Source organism: Micromonospora sp. Llam0 (genome assembly GCF_003751085.1).
Lineage (GTDB): Bacteria > Actinomycetota > Actinomycetes > Mycobacteriales > Micromonosporaceae > Micromonospora_E.
Window position 1 is genome coordinate 132,831 of the sequence record NZ_RJJY01000001.1, and the last position, 18,253, is coordinate 151,083.

Genomic DNA, 18,253 nt, shown 5'->3' on the forward strand with positions numbered 1-18,253 from the left:
CGAACTGGTCACGACCACTCCAGGATCACGAACGGTGCAGTACAGCGCCGATTGCCGGTCAGAGCGGCGTAGAACGGACCGGCCAGCTCGCCCGGAAACCGGGCGAACCAGCGCGGCACTGCGTCGATGTCGACCGTGTCGCCCACCCAACCCAGCACGGTCTCGGATGCCGACCGCCTCGCCTGGTCCGAGTGACCGGCAAGTTCATGCATGCCCACCACAGCAACGCCTTGCCGGTGCACGGCAGCGGAAGACAGGTCCGCCGCGTCTCCCGGCGTGCCCAGCAAGCCAAGGAGCCCGCCCGGGGTGACCATGGCCAGCGCTCGCGTCGGACGCCCGGTGCAGTCGATGACAAAAGTCTGCGTCGCTACCCCGGGCGGCTCGGTCAGCATGGTCACGTCCGGTATGACCGCCGCAGCCGGTCGCGGATGCCGGGTAACTGCCACCACCTGCGCCACACCTCGGCGCTTGAGTTCCAGCACACAGCCGAGGGCGACCGGTCCGCCGCCGATGACTACAACGGGCTCCGAGGCGCGGTCGTCCGACATCCAGCGGCGCAGGCCAAGAGCCGCTATCAGCTGGAACCGGGCAACTGCGACGTGCTCGGGTCTGGCCCCCGTCGGGATCGGCAGTGCGCGGTGGTCGTCAGGCTGGGCGTCAGCACCGTGAGGCACGGGTGTCAGTAGCTGCCCACCATCCAGCGAATCGGCGACTGTCATGTACCCGGCAGCATGATCGTCTTCATCAGCTGTGGCGAGAAGATGCCGCAGCTCGGTCCCAGGGCTGACCACGCTGTACCGAGCCGCGAGCCAACCCTGCCTCGCGGGCACGCGCGGCACGACAATGGCGGTACCCCGCCGGAAGATGATCCGAGCACCTATACCTTTCGGATCGATCATGGCCATCGCTCCAGCAGGTTTGGCAGCTCGGCCACGTGCGCGATGACCGGAACGTCCTCGGGCAGGCCGGGCGGCGGTTCCCCGGCGCACACCAGGGCAGCCCGCATCCCGGCGGCACGCGGGCCGACGACGTCCTTGTCGAGAGTGTCGCCGACGAACAGCACTGCCTCCGGTACACCTCCGGCAGCGTCGACCACCGCAGCGTAGAAGCGGGGATCGGGCTTGGTGAACCCGATGTCGCTGGACAGCACAAGGGCATCGAAATGCTCCACCAAGCCGGCGACCGCAAGCGTCCGTCGCCGGTGGGCGATCGGGCGCTGAGTGTTGCAAGCCAGGACCAGCTCCCGCTGGCTGCGGCGAAGCGTCCGGACCGCAGCGGCGGCACGCGGATCGACGACAGCGTCGGGCACCGACTCCCACAGCGCGTCAACCACCGCGTCCAGGTCTGGCGGCTGAGCGCTCACGCGCTGCCAGGCATCCGCGAGAATCGTCTCCCACGGTGTCTGGACACCTTGCCGGTATGCCGCCTTCGCCTCGGCACGCACTTCGTCGACCGCGACGTCAAGCCCAGCGGGACTCGGCCAGCCAAACCGCGACTCCAACACGGCCACGACGTCGCGGCCGCACGGTGACGCCCCTGGAGTTGCGAGCGTGCCGCCGAAATCTAGCGCCACCGCTGCCACAGCTAATGTATTCACCGCCGATCCTCCTCACGCTGCATGGCATCAACCGCCGCCGCGATGTCGCCTGGGCTGCCCCGCACCCACCAACAACGAATGGTGGATGCCAGCCGACGCACCAGCCGCAGTCGACGGCGGGCTAACTCGGGGTCCTCCAGAAGCGACAACGGGTCCGCCGCCGCGTCGTCCAGGATCTTGCTCAGCAGGTGCCCGCTCGCCCGGTACAGCGCGTTCGCGGCCACCTGTTCCCCACAAGGAGCCGGTGGTGACCCGAAGCTGTTGCCATCCACCGCCACCATCACGATGCCCGCAAGATCCGCGACCGCGTTGCTGGCGTCACTGGGAAGGCTCGCGGCGAGATCTACCCGCTCGTCATCCGGCTGGCCGAGAACAAAGGTGGGGAACCACCGCTCAATCGCAGATCGTCGCAGCACATACGCGCGGGTGCCGCCGACCACGTCGAAGCTGCCCTGGCCATTCAGCCTCACGAGGCAGGTGTCCCCCGCGAGGGGAGACCAGCCCATCGACGTGATCATGGCCAGCCCAGAGAGACTCTTTCCGGCGCCGTAGTCGCCGATCAGCAGCATCGCGTGGCCCGCCTTCGCCACGGCGACACCGTGCACGCTCAGCGTGTCGTCGTAGAGGTGCTCGGCATGGAACCTGGCGTTGATGGTGCGCCGGGCGTCGGCCTGGGTGGTCGCGTCAGCAAGGGTGAGCGACGTGTTCTCGCTATCCACTTCGATTGGCTCGCTGCGCGCAGTGGGGATCTGCGCCAAGAGCGTGGGCCACCACCGGCCCAGGTGGGGTGGTCCTGCTACCACCAACCGGTTGCTACCGCTGTGAACAGCCCAACGGATGGTCACGACGCACTCCCCATGATCCAGGGGAGGTGGGCGGCGAGAGCATCCCATACTGGCAGCGACGGCAACCGCGCCATGTCCGGTACGCGTAGTCCGACTACCGCAACCTCGGCGCTGCGGAGCGCAGCGAGCAAGTCGGCCTGCCCGATCTCCGTTGACCGGAGCAGCTGCGCTGGCGGCCCAGCGACACCGAGAAGGTCGAGCATCATCAACCGTTGAGCGGGAATCTGAGTCGCGACCGTCAGCGCTGACCCGAGCCGGTCTACGCCGATATTCCCATCGACCTCCAGCCCGTGCCGCCCCGGGGAGGTGGCACTGGTTGGACTGACCACGACGACCGCACCCACCATCGTGGGTCCGGTCCGCTGGATGTCAAACATGGAAGCGTACTCGGGTGGGCTGAGCACCAACCGGTGCCGTCGAGAGCTACTCCCGAAGGTGTTGAGCGCAGTCGCAGTGGTGGGCCTCTCGTGTGTCATGGTGTTCAAAAGTTCCAACGGGATACTGACTCGGGTTGGCCAGCCGACCGCGATCACGCCGCCGGAACTGGGGCGGAGGAGTACAAGGTCGTCGGACATGAACTTGGCGGACAACTCGACAGACGCCCGGTGTGCCAGCGTCGACTTGCCGCCATGTGAGCCGGCAAGAAAGACCACCGCCTGAGGACCGACGTCCGTGTCGACGCTTACGGCCGCAGCGTGCATCAGGTACCAACCATCCGCGAGTAAGCGCGTTCCGAAGAACATCCGGCCAACCCAGTCCGGCCACCGCCGGCTCGGTTCGTCCCCGGAGGGCAGCAGCAACCTTGTTCGTTGGGATGAGGTGCCCCGAGGATTCCGGACAGGGAGCCAATAAGGTTACCCTGTTAGGAAAGTCGAGGGAAGAAGCGCGATGGCACGCATAAGCTCATACACCCCAGAGTTCCGTGAAGAAGCAGTGCAACTCGTTCTACAGTCGAACAAGCCAGTGTCGCAGGTTGCCCGGGAGATCGACGTTCATCCGGAGACGCTGCGTTCCTGGGTCCGCCAGTACCGGCGGGAAAACAGCGGCGCCCAGAACAGCCCACAGATCGGCATCGACGAGCGCGCTCGACTGAAGGAACTCGAACGCCGCAACCGGGAACTCGAAATGGAGAACAGCTTCCTGAAAAAAGCCGCGGCGTACTTCGCGAAGGACCCTCGGTAACGAGCTTGTACGAGTTCATCGAGACGATGCGACTCGACACCGCGAAGTACGCCTACCCCGTCGACTTCATGTGCGAACAACTCGGCGTGTCCAGGTCCGGATACTACGAATGGCGAACCCGCCCCGACTCCGCGACCGCCACCCGCCGCGCCCACCTTCGATCGGCCATCGAGGAGGTGTTCGCCGCGTCTGACGGCACCTACGGGCATCGACGTGTCCACGCGCAACTGCGGCGCCAGGGCGTGTCCGCCGGGCCGGAACTCGTCCGCCAGCTGATGCGCGAGCTCGGGCTCGTGCCGTGCCAGCCCCGCCCGAGGCGGTGGGGACTCACCCAGTCGTCGTCCGGCACGGTGCCTGACCTCGTCGGCCGGGAGTTCACCGCCGACGCGCCTGGGGAGAAGCTCGTCGGCGACATCACGTACATCCCGACCGGCGAGGGGTGGCTGTATCTGGCGACCGTCATCGACTGCTGCACGAAGGAAGTCATCGGGTACGCGATGGACGACCACTACCAGACGCCGTTGATCTCCCGCGCCATCCGTAACGCCGCCCGGAATCGCGAACTCAGGAAGAACGCCATCTTTCATTCGGACCGGGGCAGCAACTACATGTCGGACGACTACGGCAGAACGCTTCGGGATCTGAGGTTGCGGCGATCCGCTGGCCGGACCGGAATTTGTTTCGACAATGCGATGGCGGAATCGTTCTTCGGTGCACTGAAGAACGAACGCGTGTCGCGTGTGAAGTATCCCACGCGTGAGGCGGCACGTCGGGACGTTACTGCCTACATCGAATTCTGGTACAATCGTCAGCGTCTGCATTCAGCGGTGGGCTACCGACCTCCCCGGGAAGTCCACGCAGAGTTCGAGAACCTTCAAATCGCGGCGTGAAAGAACCGGCCGGACCACTGTCCGGAAAACGCGAGGCCCCTCAGGACTGGGCGCAAACATTCAGGTGGTGGGCGTAGGGTTCCGTGCGGTGGCATAGCGTGATGGCCGGTTGGCTGGTGGCCGCCGGCTGATGTTTACCTGGGTGGGTCGGGGTCAGGTGGGTACGGGTAGGTCCGGCATCCAGGGCCGTCCGAGGATGGCGTCGCGGAGGACCTGCATCTTGTCGAGGCCGTTCTTCGCCGCGCTGGACACATAGCCGAGAATTCTGTAGCGGTCTTTCGTGCGTTGCTCGCTGGTGAGCCGCCCGGAGATCTTCTGCTGGATCTTCGCTGGTCGTAGGTCCCGTTCGGCCTGGTTCGAGGTCGGCGGAACCTGTAGGTCGTCGACGAAGCGCAGCACGTCGGCGCGACGGTCCCGGAAGACTTCCAGCAGCAGGCGGGCTTTACGCTCACCGGGACGGTTGCCGGTGGTGGTGGTGGTGTCACAGGCCAACCAGGACACCGTGGTGCAGGTTGTACAGCAGTTTGGCCTTGACCTGCGGGTCGATGCCGGGCCGGTTCTGTTCCCGGGCCACGTTCGTCTCGTGGATCAGAGCACGCGGGGCGTCGGAGATCCGCTTCGGCCAGACCGCGTCGGGGTACACCTCGGCCGCACCGTCGAGATCACGGAGGAGGTGGGCACAACACAACTGGTGTACCAGGGTGCCCAACCCGGCCGAGTCGTAGTTCTGGTAGCGGTCGTGCACGACCACCGAGGCGGTCAGGTCCTTGACCACGAACGCGGTGAACGTGGCCAGGTCCCGATCACCGACCTGGTAGTGAGTCCACCACTGGGTACAGGCCACGAGCAGGTACTTGTCCGCTTTCTTGCGGCCCGGCTTCGGCTCCTTCGGCCCGACCCGCAGCGGCGTCTCGTCACAGCACACCGCGTACGCCAAGGTGATCAGCGTTCGGATCCGTTTGTCGACCTCACTGGTCAACGCGGCGGCCCGGCTCAGCATGCCGTGCACGAACCCCGGCGACGGTGTCGCCCCCGTCAACGACTGGAGCATCCGCACACACCGCTGCACCGGAATGAAATGCACGACCATCAGATAGACAGCCCACGCCTGCGGGTTCGGGCCGTACCCCACCGGACCGGCTCCCGCGCCTTGCGGGCGGGCCGCGGTGTGCAACGTCCCGCACCCGCACCGCACCGCGTGCTGGTCGTACTGGGTCAGCGTCGCGGTCATCAACGGGACCTCGACCTGCTGATACCGGTCCACCACACCCAGATCCCGCGCGTGCGTCAACTGCGCTCCGCACCCGCACACGCCTTCGGGGAACCGGTCCCGCCGCTGATCAGGGGCATCCGACCAGGCCAGGTTCGACCCCGGCGCACCCCGCTGTTTACCCCGCGTACCCGCCGGAGTGTCCCGCTTCTTCCTGACCGCCGGTGGCGTTCGACCCGGATCGTCGTCCTTCGACGGCGGAGACGACGAGTTCCGCGACAGCAGATGCTCCAACCGTGCCAACCGCGCCGCAAGAGCTTCGTTCGCCGCCGTCAACTCCGCGATCCGAACGTCCTGAGCAGCGATCCGCTCCGCCTGCGTCCGAGCGAGCGAGATCAGCTCTTCACGAGAAAGATCACCCAACGCCGGCACACCCAAGATGAAACCACATCGGACAGGGCCCCGCCGAACCAGCCAAGCCCCGTCACTCAGCCCGCACTGACCATCACGCTTCGAGAACCACGTGAATGTTTACGACTGGGCGTCTACCTCAATGAGAGTCTCAGCGGAGCCCTGCCGATACTGGCCGGCGAGGACAAGACGGCCGCCCGCTACATCGACGAGCTCCAGCCGCCGGCCAATGTCAGACCATGAAAGGACCGGATGGCCACGGCGGCGACCAGCGCTGACCGAGGCAAGCGCGATGTGGACCGACCAACCAGGTTTCGTAGCCGACGGCTCCGCCATTGAACATGGCGGGGCCAACACCGCCAGTGCGTCATCCGTCAGGCCCTGCGCGTCGGCGGTGAACCGTAGGCAATGCCCTGCAAGAACCAGGTCCCTTGGTGCTCCCGATGACCGCTTGGGCAGCCCAGCCGCACTGGACGTCAGCGTCACCACAATCCTCCTTGCTGGACAATTACGCCATACATGCCTAAACCTCAACGACCTCGATGATCGCGGTCATAGAGCAGATCCTCGGGATTGAGCGCCCGGCTGCGCCCAGCGACTGCCCAACCCGTGCGATCCGGCGGCAGCTGTCCCGCGTCCGGCTCGCGGCCAGCAGAAGGCGGTGGCGAGCCGGGATATCGATCAGGGTCGTCCCCGGCTGCCACGATGACAGACGCGGCGGATGCCCGTACCGGGCATGGCGCAGTCCTGCCACGGGTCGAGCACGTTCTGGCTGTGGTGGCGTGGTGGCGCTGGTACAGCTCCACGGCCGTAGAGTGAGTCAGAGTGCCGCGCAGGGTCGAGATCGGTCGATGCATCACAGTTCACCGAGCCTCCGCTGATGCAGGCGGACGCCCCTGACTTCGCTGACCGGCGGCGCGTCAACCAGGTGCGAGCCGATGAAGCCGGCTGCTCCGGTGACCAGAACGCGGGACATCATCGGCGTCGCTCCTTCCGCACGCTCTGTTCGAACAGCCGCTGCCAGACGTGGGTGAACAGCGGAGGATCGGTGCTGGGCGCGGCGGGGCCATCTCCCGCGATCGGCGAGCCGCCGTCGCTCGACCTGACGGTGCCGGCGACAACTGCCGTCGTCGCGGCGTTACGGGAGAGGTAGATCGTCATCGCGGTCCTGCCCCCGACCTGTGCGCGCCGCGCCTGAGTCGGGCAAACCCGCCGCCGGGTCGCCGGCGTTGGCCGCCGAAGTGGCGGACCCGCCGCGATGCCGGCGGGTCCGCCACCGCGAGGCGGCGGCTGGGAGCACCCCGCCAGTCACCCACCCGCGCAGCCCCAGTGGCGGTACGCGGATGAGGAATCAACCTCGCGGAACCGAAACCGACCGCCATGGCGGCAGCCTGGCCCTGCCGAGGTGACGCGTTCTCGAATCTGATCGATGTGTCCACCATGAACCTCATGCCGTTGACGGATCGGGTCGGTGAGCACCGGTGGCGCCAGGAAGCGGCGTCATTCGATGCTCGGCATCAGCGAACCGTCTGTAGGCGGTGACCGGTACCGTCCGCTACCCGTCCAATCGCGACCAGCTAGTGACGACCCGTAGCCGCAGTGGCTAGCGTGATCCATGTCGACAGGTGAAGCCCGGAGGTACGTGATGGCGGGACGGCGCTACCCCCCGAACCGGCGGCTCGCGTGGGAAAGGCTCCAACGCGGCTGGTCCTACGAGGAGATCACCGAACACATCCGCGCCGAGATGAGCCGCGCGGGCGAGACCGACACCGGGCTCAACGCCAACACCGTCCGACGCTGGGAGATCGGCGAGCGGTGGCCCGACCCGCGCTACCGCAAGCACCTGGTCGCGATCCTCGGCAAGCCGGCAAGCGACCTCGGTCTGCTCACCCCCGACGAGCTTGCCGTGCGACCGGACGCGGAGACACTGCACGAGTTCAGGAGGTTGTGGGAGATGCTCACCGGAGACGACAACAGCAACGGATGGGACCGCGCATCGGTACTACGCGCTCTCGTCGGCGCCAGCATGCTGCCCTTGGTCGCACCCCTGCTGTCCCTCGATCCAGACGCCGCACGCGCCGACGGCAGGACCGTCGACCCCGACTCGTACCAGCAGATCGTGCGCTGCCAGCGTGAGCTGTACTGGACCAGCCCGGCCCGGCCGCTCTACGAGGCCGCCTACGCCCACACCCAGCTCGGCGTCGGACTCCTGCGCGCCGCCGCCACCGGTACCAGCCGGGCCAGTCTCGCCAGCGCGCTCGCGAAATCCGCGCTGCTCACCGCCCGGCTCGCCTTCTTCGACCTCAGCCAACCCGCCATCGCCGAACGCTGCTACGACGTCGCCCTCGCCGCCACCCGCGAGGCCGGCGACCACGCCCTGGCCGCCGCCGTCCTCGGCCACATGGCGTTCATCCCCGCCTTCGGCCACCAACCGGCCAACGCCCGCCCGCTGATCGACGCTGCCCTGCAACACACCTGGCACGGCGTCAGCCCCATGGTCCGCTCCTGGCTGCACTGCGTCGCCTCGGAGGTCGAGGCCCGTGCCGGAGCGGCGGCGGCCAGCCGCCGCCACATCGACCTCGCCGCGGGCGCGGTCGACGGCAACTCCACCCCACCCGAGTGGCTCGACTTCTACGACAACGGCCGCCTGCATTCGTTCGCCGGGTACGCCGCCCTCGCCAGCGGCGACCACAGCGAAGCTGCCGGACAGCTCAACCAGGCACTCGCCACGCTCACCGGCACCAGCGCCAAGCAGCGCAGCGTTGTCCTCGCCGACATGGCCACCGCGCAGGGCGGTGACGGCGACCGCGCCGCCGACTACCTCAACCAGGCCATCGACGCCCTACACACCGACTGGTACGGCACCGGCCTCGACCGGGTCCGAGCCGTCCGTCCGACGCTCGGCGACAGCCGACACGGCGCACTGCTCGACGAACGCGTCGCCGCTCTCACCGCCGGCCGGGCCGCGCTCTCGGGATAGTCAGCGAGCTGACTCGTTGTGCTTGCGGACGAGGTCGGGCAGCTCTGCCAGCGAGTCGAGCTGGAACAGGCAACGGTCGATGACCGTCTGGTCGTCGAGGATGTGCCCCCACGGGCCGCGACGGATCAGGGCAGTCGCGATCCCCGCCTGCTGCGCGGGCCGGATGTCGTTGTCCAACCGATCCCCGACATAGAGCACCTGGCCGGCCTGGCAACCTGCCTCGGCGACCACCCGGTCGAAGAACGCGGTAGACGGTTTCTCCACGCCCCAGCCGTCCGAGGTGCCGATGACGTCCACCGGTAGGTCGAGGACCCGCAGGATCGTCTCCGCCCGTGCCGTCTGGTTACCGGCCAGGCCGACATGCAGCCCTGACTCGCGCAGCGCCGCCAGACACGGCCGGGCATCCGGATACAGGTCCTCCTCGGTGAAGGACTCCGGCTGCCCCGCCGCCGTCCGGCGTTGCCGCTCCTCGGCCAGGTCGAACCCCGGCCGGAACACCTGGAACGTCTCCCGGTAGTCGAGGCCGCGCGCGATCACCGCCCCGAAGGCGGCGGAGAAGGTGTGGCGCGGTACGCCGAGCCAGTCCGCCCAGGTCCCGTACTCCCGGGACTCGTCGACGATGGTCTCGCCCACATCGAAGAACACGCTCGCGATCACCCGGCGATTGTGCCTGGCGCGCCCGGTGGTCGTCGAAAGCCCTTCAGCTACACCGTCACCTGGGTGCTCAGGCCTGGCTCGTCGGCTTCCTCCGTGTCGAGCGACGCGACCCGGCCGGCGGCACGCAGATCCTCGACGACGCCGCCGAGCGCGGCCAGCATCGCCGGCTCGGCCCGGACCAGGACCTTGGACACGTCCGCCCGCATGGACAGCTTGGCCTCCGACTTGGCCTTGCGGATCGCGGCGATGACCTGGCTGGCGACGGTCAGCGCGGTCGAGTCGGCACCATCGGCCGCAGCGCGCAGCTCCGCACCCGTCGGCCAGGCAGCCTGGTGCACCGTTCCGGTGCGCCACCAGGACCACACTTCCTCGGCGACGAAGGGCAGGAACGGCGCGAACAGTCGCAGCAGCGTGGCCAGGGCGGTGGTCAGCGCGGTGCGGGCGGACTCGGCCGGGGCGGAGCCGCGTTCGCCGTACCCCCGGCTCTTTGCCAGCTCCAGGTAGTCGTCGCAGAACCGCCAGAAGAACTGCTCGATGCGCTCCAGGGCGCGCGCGTAGTCGTAGCCGTCCAGCGCGGCGGTGGCGTCGTCGACCACGGTGGCCAGCTCCGCCAGCATCGCCCGGTCCAACGCTTCGATGACGGTGGCCGATTCGACCGGAGCACCCAGGCCGAGCACGAACCGGCTGGCGTTGAGGATCTTCATCGCCAGCCGGCGACCGACCTTCATCTGCCCGGTGTCGAACGCGGTGTCGGTGCCCGGCCGGCCGTTGACCGCCCAGTAGCGAGCCGCGTCGGATCCGTACTCCTCCAGCAGCGCCAACGGAGTGACGACGTTGCCCTTGGATTTCGACATCTTCTTGCGGTCCGGGTCCAGGACCCAGCCGGAGATCGCCGCGTGCGACCACGGCAGGCCGTCATGCTCCAGATGCGACCGTACGACGCTGGAGAACAACCAGGTCCGGATGATCTCGTGCGCCTGGGGCCGCAGGTCCATCGGGAACACCCGCTGGAACAGGTCGTCGTCGGTGCCCCACTTGCCGGCGATCTGCGGCGTCAACGAGGACGTCGCCCAGGTGTCCATGACGTCCGGGTCGCCGACGAACCCGCCGGGGGTTCCCCGCTGCGCGGCCTGGTAGCCCGGCGGGGTGTCCACGCTCGGGTCGACCGGCAGCGTCGCCTCGTCGGGCAGGATCGGCTGGTCGTGGACCGGCTCGCCATGCTCGTCGAGGGGGTACCAGACCGGGATCGGCACGCCGAAGAACCGCTGCCGGCTGACCAGCCAGTCTCCGGTCAGGCCGCCGACCCAGCTGTCGTAGCGGGCCCGCATGTACTCCGGCTGCCAGGCCAGCTGCCGGCCCCGGTCCAACAGGGCGTCCCGCAGGTCGGTCTCCCGGCCCCCGTTGCGCAGGTACCACTGCCGGGTCGTGACGATCTCCAGTGGCTTGTCGCCGCGCTCGTAGAACTTCACCGGATGGGTGATCTTCTCCGGCTCGCCGACCAGGTTCCCGGCAGCGCGCAGCAGCGCCACCACCCGTTCCCGGGCGGTGTGCATGGTGGCCCCGACCAGCTGGGCGTAGGCCGCGCGTCCCGGCGGGTCGTCCAGGCCGGGTGGCGGGTCGGCCAGGACGCGGCCGTCCCGGCCGACGACCGGCCGGGTGGCCAGCTGCAGCTCGCGCCACCACAGCACGTCGGTCAGGTCGCCGAAGGTGCAGATCATGGCGATGCCGGTGCCCTTGTCGGGCGCGGCGAGCCGGTGCGCGGTGACCGGGACCTCGACCCCGAACAGCGGGGTACGGACGGTGGTGCCCACCAGGTCGCGGTACCGTTCGTCGTCCGGATGCGCCACCAGCGCCACGCATGCCGGCAGCAGCTCCGGTCGGGTGGTCATGATGTGCACCGGGCTGCCGTCCGGCCGGTGGAACGCCACCCGGTGCTGCGCGCCGGGTCGGTCCCGGTCCTCCAGCTCCGCCTGCGCGACCGCGGTCCGGTACGTGACGTCCCACAGCGTCGGCGCCTCGGACAGGTACGCCTCGCCGCGCCTGACGTTGCGCAGGAACGCCCGCTGCGACACCCGCCGCGCGTCGGCGTCGACGGTCTGGTAGGTCAGCTGCCAGTCGACGGACAGCCCCAACCGCCGCCACAGCTGCTCGAACACCTGCTCGTCGGCGACCGTCAACCGCTCGCACAACTCGATGAAGTTGCGCCGGGACACCTGAATCTCCGACTTGCCGGGCTGCTCGGGCGGGGTGAAGTCCGGGTCGTACGGCAGGGACGGGTCGCAGCGCACCCCGAAGAAGCTCTGTACCCGGCGCTCGGTGGGCAGGCCGTTGTCGTCCCAGCCCATCGGGTAGAACACCGCTTTGCCCCGCATTCGCTGATACCGGGCGATGACGTCGGTGTGCGTGTACGAGAAGACGTGACCGACGTGCAGCGACCCGCTGACCGTGGGCGGTGGCGTGTCGATGGAGTACACCCCGCCCCGGTCGGCGGACCGGTCGAACCGGTATACGCCCTGCTCCTCCCAGCGACGCGCCCACTTGTCTTCCAGCCCGTTCAACGACGGTGCCGACGGCACGGCGAAGCCCGCTGAGGTGTCAGTCATAGCTGCTCATGCTACGGGTGGCCGCCGTCCGCCCGGCAAAGGATCAACGGTGCGGTACGGGCGTCCCCAGCTCGCTGCCGGGCCGATTCGTACAGCACGACAGTCGCGGCGCTCGCCGCGTTCAGTGAGCTGGCGGAGCCGACCATGGGAATCCGGACGAGTTGGTCGCAGGCCGTCCGCCAGCCGGCGCTGATGCCGCTGGTCTCGTTGCCGATCACCGTCACCGTGGGTCGCGTGAAGTCGTGGTCGGCGGCGTTCCGATCGCCGTGCTCATCGGCTCCCACGATGCCGAGGTCGATGCCGTCGGCGCGGATGTCAGCGACCCAGGACAGAACGGTCTGGTGGGTGGGCACCCGGACCACGGGCAGGGCGAACAGCGCGCCGATGCTCGCCCGGACCGCCTTCGGGTCGTACACGTCGGCCGCGTGGCCGGTGACGATGACCCCGGAGGCGCCGAACGCGTCCGCGGAGCGAATCAGGGTCCCGATGTTGCCGGGGCTGGTGGGCCGGTCGAACACGACGACGTACATGGCTGGTCCGACCGGGATCCGGCGCAGGTCGTCCTCGGCGAGCGCGACCACGGCCAGCAACTCGGGGACAGTGTCCGCCTTGCCGCCGAGTTCGTGCATCAGCTCCCGGGAGACGGCGATCTTCTCGGCCCGGACCGTGTCCAGCGTCCGGCGTGCCCAGCCGGACAGGCGGCAGCTGTCGTCGTGCAGCAGCTCGCGGATCTGCCAGCCGTGTTCGACGGCCATGGTGATCGGGCGTACGCCCTGCACGAGGAGCTCGCCGCGACGCTGCCGTTTGCTCCGGTTGCCGAGCAGAGCTTCCCACTGTTGAAACCGCGCATTGCGGCTACTCACCTGCAGACCCACGGGCCGGAAACTACGCCCGATGTCGGCGGTGGCTCCCGACAGAAGCGGTGCAGTACATGTCGGGTGGTCGGGACCGGTGCCGTCGCATGATGGGGGCATGGACGACACGACCCTGGTGTCCCGCTTTCTCCGCGATGGTTTCGTGAAGTTGGCGGGCGCCGTCGCGCCGCGCGTGGCCGCGGACTGCGCGCGGCTGCTGTGGCGCGAGACCGGCTGCGAACCGGACGATCCGGCGACGTGGACGCAGCCCGTGCACTGGGTGACCGGCATGGCGCAGGGCCCGTTCGCCGCCGCACCCAACTCGCCTGACCTGCATCACGCGTACGACCTGCTCGTCGGCGAAGGACGTTGGGAGCCGCGCTACTCGCTTGGCGCGTTCCCGTTGCGCTTCCCGCACGACAGTGAGCCGGACGACGCGGGCTGGCACATCGAGGGAAGCTACCTGCCCGAGGGCGAGAGCTGGTACTTCACCAATGTGCGCTCCCGGGGCCGGGCGCTGCTGATGCTGTTCCTGTTCAGCGAGGTCGGCGTGGAGGACGCCCCGACCCGGATCCGGGTCGGCTCGCACCTTGACGTGCCGAAGGTGCTGGAGAGGTACGGGGAGGACGGAGCGAGCGGTCTGGCCCTTGCACCCGATCTGGTGGCGGCGTCCGACCACCGGCCACTCGCCCTCGCCACCGGATCCCCGGGGGATGTCTACCTGTGCCATCCCTTCCTGGTGCACGCGGCGCAGCCGCACCATGGGGTGCGGCCACGTTTCATGGCCCAGCCACCGCTGATGCCGGCTGCGGCGTACGAACTGGAGCGGGCCGACGGCGCGTACTCACCGGTGGAGACCGCGATCCGCCGGGGCCTCGGCCGAGACATCTCCGGCCCGGATGGGGACGATGCCGACGTTCGGACGCCGAAGGCCGTGGACCGTTCGGGGCGTACCTGAACGTGGCAGAGTGCGGATTCGATCATCGGCCGGCTAGGTTGAGTTGACGGAGCTGCTCGGACAGCTCGGTAGCCACCTGCTCCGGTTCGGCCAGGCAACGCCACGCGGGCACCCGGCGGACGGTGCCGTGGTGGGCGGCGACATCGAGGCGGGCAAGGACCTTGCGCAGGGCGCGACCGGACGGATCGCCGGCCGGGTCGTCGACGTAGACGGCGATCTCCCGACCTGCTTGGCGGATGACGAGGTCGGCGGTCTGCCCGGCCAGGGCGACGTCCCGTCGTACGGCGACCCCGGCCTCGCCCAGGGCACGGTGCAGCTGATCGGCGGGCCCCGGGGCGGCGTCCGGCAGCTCCGCTGTTGACGTGCGGCCAAGGGCCACGGCGGTGAGCAGGCCCCGTTGACCCGACCACCACGACCGGTCGCCGACGACGACGAGCTGGGATCGGGCCCGGGTGATGGCGACGTTCCACAGGTTCGTCTGGTGGGCGAGCCAGTCCCGGGTGCGGTCACCGATGCCGTGGGCACCGACCGGCGAGACGACCATGATGTCGCGTTCGCTGCCCTGGAACCGGTGGATGGTCGCGCAGAGCAGATTCTCGGTCAGGCCGGCGGCCTGCAGCGCGGATTTCAGGCCGCGCTGCTGCGCGGCGAGTGGTGTGACCACTCCGATGGATGCCTCCGGGTAGGCCGCGCGGAGTTCGGCCACTTCGGTCACCACCGCCGCGATCTCGACGTCGTTGCGCCCGGACCCGGTCGGTCCGTAGCTGAACGTGCCCGGCACGTCGCGCCACCGTACGGCCGGTTCGGCGGGAGCGGTCAGCCGGGCCGGATCGGTCAACACGGTGAGCCGGCCCTGGTACACCTCCCGGTTGGGGGCGTCGACGATGTCCGGGTGGCAACGGTAGTGCTCGTCGAGCAGATAGGCCGTGCCGGCTGCGGCGGCGAACGCGTCGTACGCCGAATGGCGTGCGTAGCGCAGCCGGCGGGTGTCCAACCATCCGGCGCCGAGCCCGGCCTTGGCCTGCTCGGTGCGATCGTCGGTGTCGGAAAGCTCGACGACGGGCGGCAACTGCCGGGGATCCCCGATGATCAGTGCCCGTTTGGCGCGGTACAGCATGGGCAGGATCGCCGGTACGGTGCACTGCGCGGCCTCGTCGATCACGACGAGGTCGTACATCGCCGGTTCCCGCCGCAACCGTCGCACGGACAACGCCGTGACGGCCCAGCCCGGCAGCACCCGGAGCAGCTCCGGGAAGTAGGCCCAGCTGTCGGACTGGGCTCTGGCCATCTCGTCGGCCCGGTTCTGCAGCAGCCGGGCCCCCGACGTCACCCGACGGGCGATCTGGGCGCGCAGCAGTTCGATGCTGCGCCGGGGCCGCTCGACGCCGATGAGTTCGGTCAACCGCTGCCACGACGTGTCGGCATCGGGCAGCGCGTCGGCCTGTCGCCGGCAATCCCGCCACCGCAGCTCGATGACGGTACGTTCACCGAGGGCCCGGATGGTACCCGGGTCGCCGGCGCCGTGCCGACGTAGCCGCCAGCGGTACCACCAGCCGAGCCACCGGCTGGTCAGGGCACGGTCGGTGAGCCGGTACAGCTGCGCGAGCGCGTCGTCGTCGTCCGGCAGCCCGACCGCTGCGGCGTCGCGGTCGGCCCGGTGTTCGTGGCCGGTCCGGTGTTCGTGGCGCGGCCCCGGCCGGCGCTCGGCTGCGAGGTCGGCCAGGTCACGTTCGAGCAGCCGCTGATCGTCCAGGCTCTGCCGGAGGCTGCTGATCTCGTCGGAGATCAGGCGGAGTTCGTACAGGGGTGTCCGATCGTCGGGCGCCAGGTGGCTCTCGGCCGGCGGGTACGCGGCGATCAGGTCGGCGATGTGCTTGGGCTCCTGCAGCCGGTGCTCCTTGTTTCCAGTGCGTAGCACCAGCCCTGGGCCGACCAGTTCGCCGACCCGGCCGATCACCGCGTCCACCGCCTGGTTGCTGGTGGAGCCGATCAGCACACTCTGGCCGGCGGCGGTGGCGGTGGCCAGCAGCGCGGTGACCAGTTGGCTCTTCCCGGTTCCCGGAGGACCCTGCGCGACGGTCAACGGCTGCGACATCGCGGCCCGGATGATCTCCTCCTGCGCCTCGTTGGCCGGGGCCAGCGCGACGGTCGTGATCGATACCGGAGCCTCCTCGCCCGGGCCCGCCGCGAGGGTTGCCAACGCCGTCCGGTCGATGAGCCGCGGATTCTTGATCATGCTCTGCAGATCGGCGACGAGCTGCTGCTGTGGTGAGGCCGAGGCGTCGACGGAGTAGAGCAGCGCGGCGTTCTGTACCCGGTCGAGTGGCCCGGGACGCGGTGCGCCGACCAGCGCCATCGGGTCGAGGTCGGCCACCGGAGTCAGACCGAACGTCTTCGTCAGCAGGTCGACGGTGGCGGTGAGGGCCGCCGGGTCGCCAGGGGCGAAGACCTGTCCGACCCGTTGCAGCAGCTCATCGGACTCCACGTCGGACAACTGCAGCAGGTCGAGCAGTGCCGGGCCGGGCCGTGGCGGGAAGGCGGCGTGCACGACGTCGTTGGTGCCGACGGTGACGTCACAGATCAGCAGCGGCGTCAGCCGTACGGGCTGCTGCCTGGTGGGTCGGACCGCGACGACCGGATAGCCGTACTGCAACTCCTTGCCGTCGGCGCGGGCCCGGGCGGCCAACGCGGACGCCCGGCCGGTCAACCGGACCGGCGAGGTCGCCGTGAACACGGCCTCGGCACCCGCCGGTGCCGGGGTGTACGTACTGACCGCCTGCGGATCGATGAAGGACCGTAGGACGGCCGAGCGCTCCATGCAGTTGACGTAGTAGGTGATCAGACGGCGCCACTGGTCGGCGTCGAACGGGGCGTCGTCGGCGGGGGTCGCCGGGCCGGCGTCAGCTTGCGCCCGGGCGGCCGTCGAGTCCGGCGCGGCGACCAGCCGGATGGGTTCGGTCACCCCCTCGCTCGACTCGACCGGTGAGTGCTGCCGACGTCGGGCCATCTCGGTCATCGCGTAACGGGAGAGGTCGTTGGTGGTGACCCAGCCGTCGGCGGACCCGTCGGCCGCGCCGCGCAGCCCGTCGAGCAGCACCTCGGTGAACACCGACGGCCGGTCGGCTCCTTGCGCCTTCGATGCCTTCATGTGGGTGCTGGAGGTCAGGATGAAGGTGCCCCGTTCGCGCTTGCCCCGGCGCGGCTCCTCACGTACGCCGCCACGGAACCGGTGCCGTGCGGTGAAGGCTCCGGAGAAGCAGCAGTCGAGCAGGACGACCTTCTGACTGGCCTTGGTGCTGTTCAGCAGATGCCGCAGGGTGCCGTCGACGTCGAAGGCGGTGGCGTGCAACTGGCCGGCGTGGGAATCCGTGGCGGCGAGGAACAGCGACTCCCGGTCCTCGTGCAGCACGCCGTGCCCGGAGTAGTACAGCAGGGCCAGGTCGTCTCTGCCGCACCGGCCGTAGAAGTCCTCGACGACCTGGCGTAGGTGTGCGACCGGTAGGTCCAGTCGAGCGTCGACGGTGTCGAAGCCGCCGCTGCCATCGAGCAGCGTCTTGAGCTGGGTGACGTCCTGGCGTACCGAGGGCAGCGGCGGGAGTTGCCGGTCGGCGTGGTAGCTGGCCGTGCCGAGCAGCAGCGCGTGCCGGCCCATCAGCGGTGGCCGGCTTCGATCGCGGCCCGTACCGTCTCGATCAGTTCGGCGGTTTCTCCCCGGGTGGGCTGGTCGATCGTCAACTCGACGTCGCCGACGCGGAGCTGGACGCGACGGCCGGTGTGGCGTTGCAGGAATGCCACGGTCACATCGACCAGCGACTGTACGTAGGAAGGGTCGACGCTGGTCAGTACGGTGACGGCTGCCAGTGCCAGCTCAGCGACGCCTTTGCTCGCCGGACCGGGGGCGAGTGGAACGCGCCGTACGTCCCCGACCTGACGAAGATCGTCCGCGAGCTCCTCGGTGAGCTGGTCGAGAACGAAATCGTCATCACCGGTCAGTGGTGTGAAAGTGACCTCGACACGTACCTGCGACACGCAGCCTCCTCCTGTTTCGCGACGAGAAGGCTACGGA

Annotated in this window: 17 protein-coding genes; 4 read left to right on the forward strand and 13 right to left on the reverse strand. The window is 69.0% G+C overall.

The annotated features are described in order from the left end of the window. Positions 1 to 8 precede the first annotated feature (8 nt). From EDC02_RS39425 to EDC02_RS00665, 4 genes are all read right to left on the reverse strand, one after another. Positions 9 to 905, reverse strand: coding sequence for a hypothetical protein (locus EDC02_RS39425; RefSeq protein ID WP_158632006.1), 897 nt, complete (start codon positions 903 to 905; stop codon positions 9 to 11). Next, positions 896 to 1,582 carry an HAD family hydrolase gene (locus EDC02_RS00655; RefSeq protein WP_158632007.1) on the reverse strand — a complete coding sequence of 229 codons (687 nt, stop codon included), beginning with the start codon at positions 1,580 to 1,582 and terminating at the stop codon, positions 896 to 898. Before EDC02_RS00655 ends, EDC02_RS39425 begins: the two co-directional genes overlap by 10 nt. Before the next feature lie 11 nt (positions 1,583 to 1,593). Beyond that, on the reverse strand, positions 1,594 to 2,355 hold the full coding sequence (locus tag EDC02_RS00660; RefSeq protein ID WP_148083287.1) for a hypothetical protein: 762 nt from the start codon (positions 2,353 to 2,355) through the stop codon (positions 1,594 to 1,596). An 83-nt stretch (positions 2,356 to 2,438) separates the two neighbouring features. Continuing rightward, on the reverse strand, positions 2,439 to 3,185 hold the full coding sequence (locus EDC02_RS00665; RefSeq protein ID WP_123600244.1) for a hypothetical protein: 747 nt from the start codon (positions 3,183 to 3,185) through the stop codon (positions 2,439 to 2,441). A 145-nt stretch (positions 3,186 to 3,330) separates the two neighbouring features. On the opposite strand from EDC02_RS00665, the gene EDC02_RS42610 reads away from it, so the two are divergent. Beyond that, positions 3,331 to 3,624: a transposase gene (locus tag EDC02_RS42610; protein ID WP_370461403.1), complete on the forward strand. Its 294-nt coding sequence runs from the start codon at positions 3,331 to 3,333 to the stop codon at positions 3,622 to 3,624. A gap of 5 nt (positions 3,625 to 3,629) precedes the next feature. Then, positions 3,630 to 4,514, forward strand: coding sequence for an IS3 family transposase (locus EDC02_RS00670; protein WP_199757918.1), 885 nt, complete (start codon positions 3,630 to 3,632; stop codon positions 4,512 to 4,514). A gap of 153 nt (positions 4,515 to 4,667) precedes the next feature. Here the strand turns inward: EDC02_RS00670 and EDC02_RS42235 are convergent, their stop codons facing one another. From EDC02_RS42235 to amcA, 4 genes are all read right to left on the reverse strand, one after another. Continuing rightward, positions 4,668 to 5,006 (reverse strand): transposase, encoded by a 339-nt coding sequence (locus EDC02_RS42235; protein WP_158632008.1) that lies wholly within the window; start codon positions 5,004 to 5,006, stop codon positions 4,668 to 4,670. After that, complete coding sequence (locus EDC02_RS00680; RefSeq protein ID WP_148083288.1) at positions 4,996 to 6,147, reverse strand: transposase; 1,152 nt, start codon at positions 6,145 to 6,147, stop codon at positions 4,996 to 4,998. Before EDC02_RS00680 ends, EDC02_RS42235 begins: the two co-directional genes overlap by 11 nt. 844 nt (positions 6,148 to 6,991) lie before the next feature. Beyond that, a complete protein-coding gene (locus tag EDC02_RS42240; protein WP_255499733.1) occupies positions 6,992 to 7,114 on the reverse strand; it encodes an NAD-dependent epimerase/dehydratase family protein in 123 nt (40 codons plus the stop codon). After that, a complete protein-coding gene (gene amcA, locus EDC02_RS00685) occupies positions 7,111 to 7,296 on the reverse strand; it encodes a multiple cyclophane-containing RiPP AmcA (protein ID WP_123600248.1) in 186 nt (61 codons plus the stop codon). Before amcA ends, EDC02_RS42240 begins: the two co-directional genes overlap by 4 nt. Positions 7,297 to 7,780: 484 nt before the next feature. On the opposite strand from amcA, the gene EDC02_RS00690 reads away from it, so the two are divergent. After that, positions 7,781 to 9,115 carry an XRE family transcriptional regulator gene (locus EDC02_RS00690; protein WP_123600249.1) on the forward strand — a complete coding sequence of 445 codons (1,335 nt, stop codon included), beginning with the start codon at positions 7,781 to 7,783 and terminating at the stop codon, positions 9,113 to 9,115. Here the strand turns inward: EDC02_RS00690 and EDC02_RS00695 are convergent, their stop codons facing one another. The 3 genes from EDC02_RS00695 to EDC02_RS00705 are packed head-to-tail and all read right to left on the reverse strand — an operon-like array spanning position 9,116 to position 13,238. Then, positions 9,116 to 9,772 carry an HAD family hydrolase gene (locus EDC02_RS00695; RefSeq protein ID WP_123600250.1) on the reverse strand — a complete coding sequence of 219 codons (657 nt, stop codon included), beginning with the start codon at positions 9,770 to 9,772 and terminating at the stop codon, positions 9,116 to 9,118. Positions 9,773 to 9,819: 47 nt separating this feature from the next. Then, entirely contained in the window at positions 9,820 to 12,375 is a 2,556-nt protein-coding gene (gene valS / locus EDC02_RS00700; protein ID WP_123600251.1) for a valine--tRNA ligase, read from the reverse strand. 11 nt (positions 12,376 to 12,386) lie between these two features. Then, positions 12,387 to 13,238 carry a TrmH family RNA methyltransferase gene (locus tag EDC02_RS00705; RefSeq protein ID WP_233605671.1) on the reverse strand — a complete coding sequence of 284 codons (852 nt, stop codon included), beginning with the start codon at positions 13,236 to 13,238 and terminating at the stop codon, positions 12,387 to 12,389. 109 nt (positions 13,239 to 13,347) lie between these two features. On the opposite strand from EDC02_RS00705, the gene EDC02_RS00710 reads away from it, so the two are divergent. After that, positions 13,348 to 14,187: a phytanoyl-CoA dioxygenase family protein gene (locus EDC02_RS00710; protein WP_123600253.1), complete on the forward strand. Its 840-nt coding sequence runs from the start codon at positions 13,348 to 13,350 to the stop codon at positions 14,185 to 14,187. Positions 14,188 to 14,209: 22 nt separating this feature from the next. Here the strand turns inward: EDC02_RS00710 and EDC02_RS00715 are convergent, their stop codons facing one another. Together EDC02_RS00715 and EDC02_RS00720 are read right to left on the reverse strand one after the other, a co-directional pair. After that, on the reverse strand, positions 14,210 to 17,839 hold the full coding sequence (locus EDC02_RS00715) for an AAA domain-containing protein (protein WP_123600254.1): 3,630 nt from the start codon (positions 17,837 to 17,839) through the stop codon (positions 14,210 to 14,212). Further along, positions 17,839 to 18,216, reverse strand: coding sequence for a hypothetical protein (locus tag EDC02_RS00720; protein WP_123600255.1), 378 nt, complete (start codon positions 18,214 to 18,216; stop codon positions 17,839 to 17,841). The genes EDC02_RS00715 and EDC02_RS00720 overlap by 1 nt, the downstream gene beginning before the upstream one ends. Between the last annotated feature and the right edge of the window lie 37 nt (positions 18,217 to 18,253).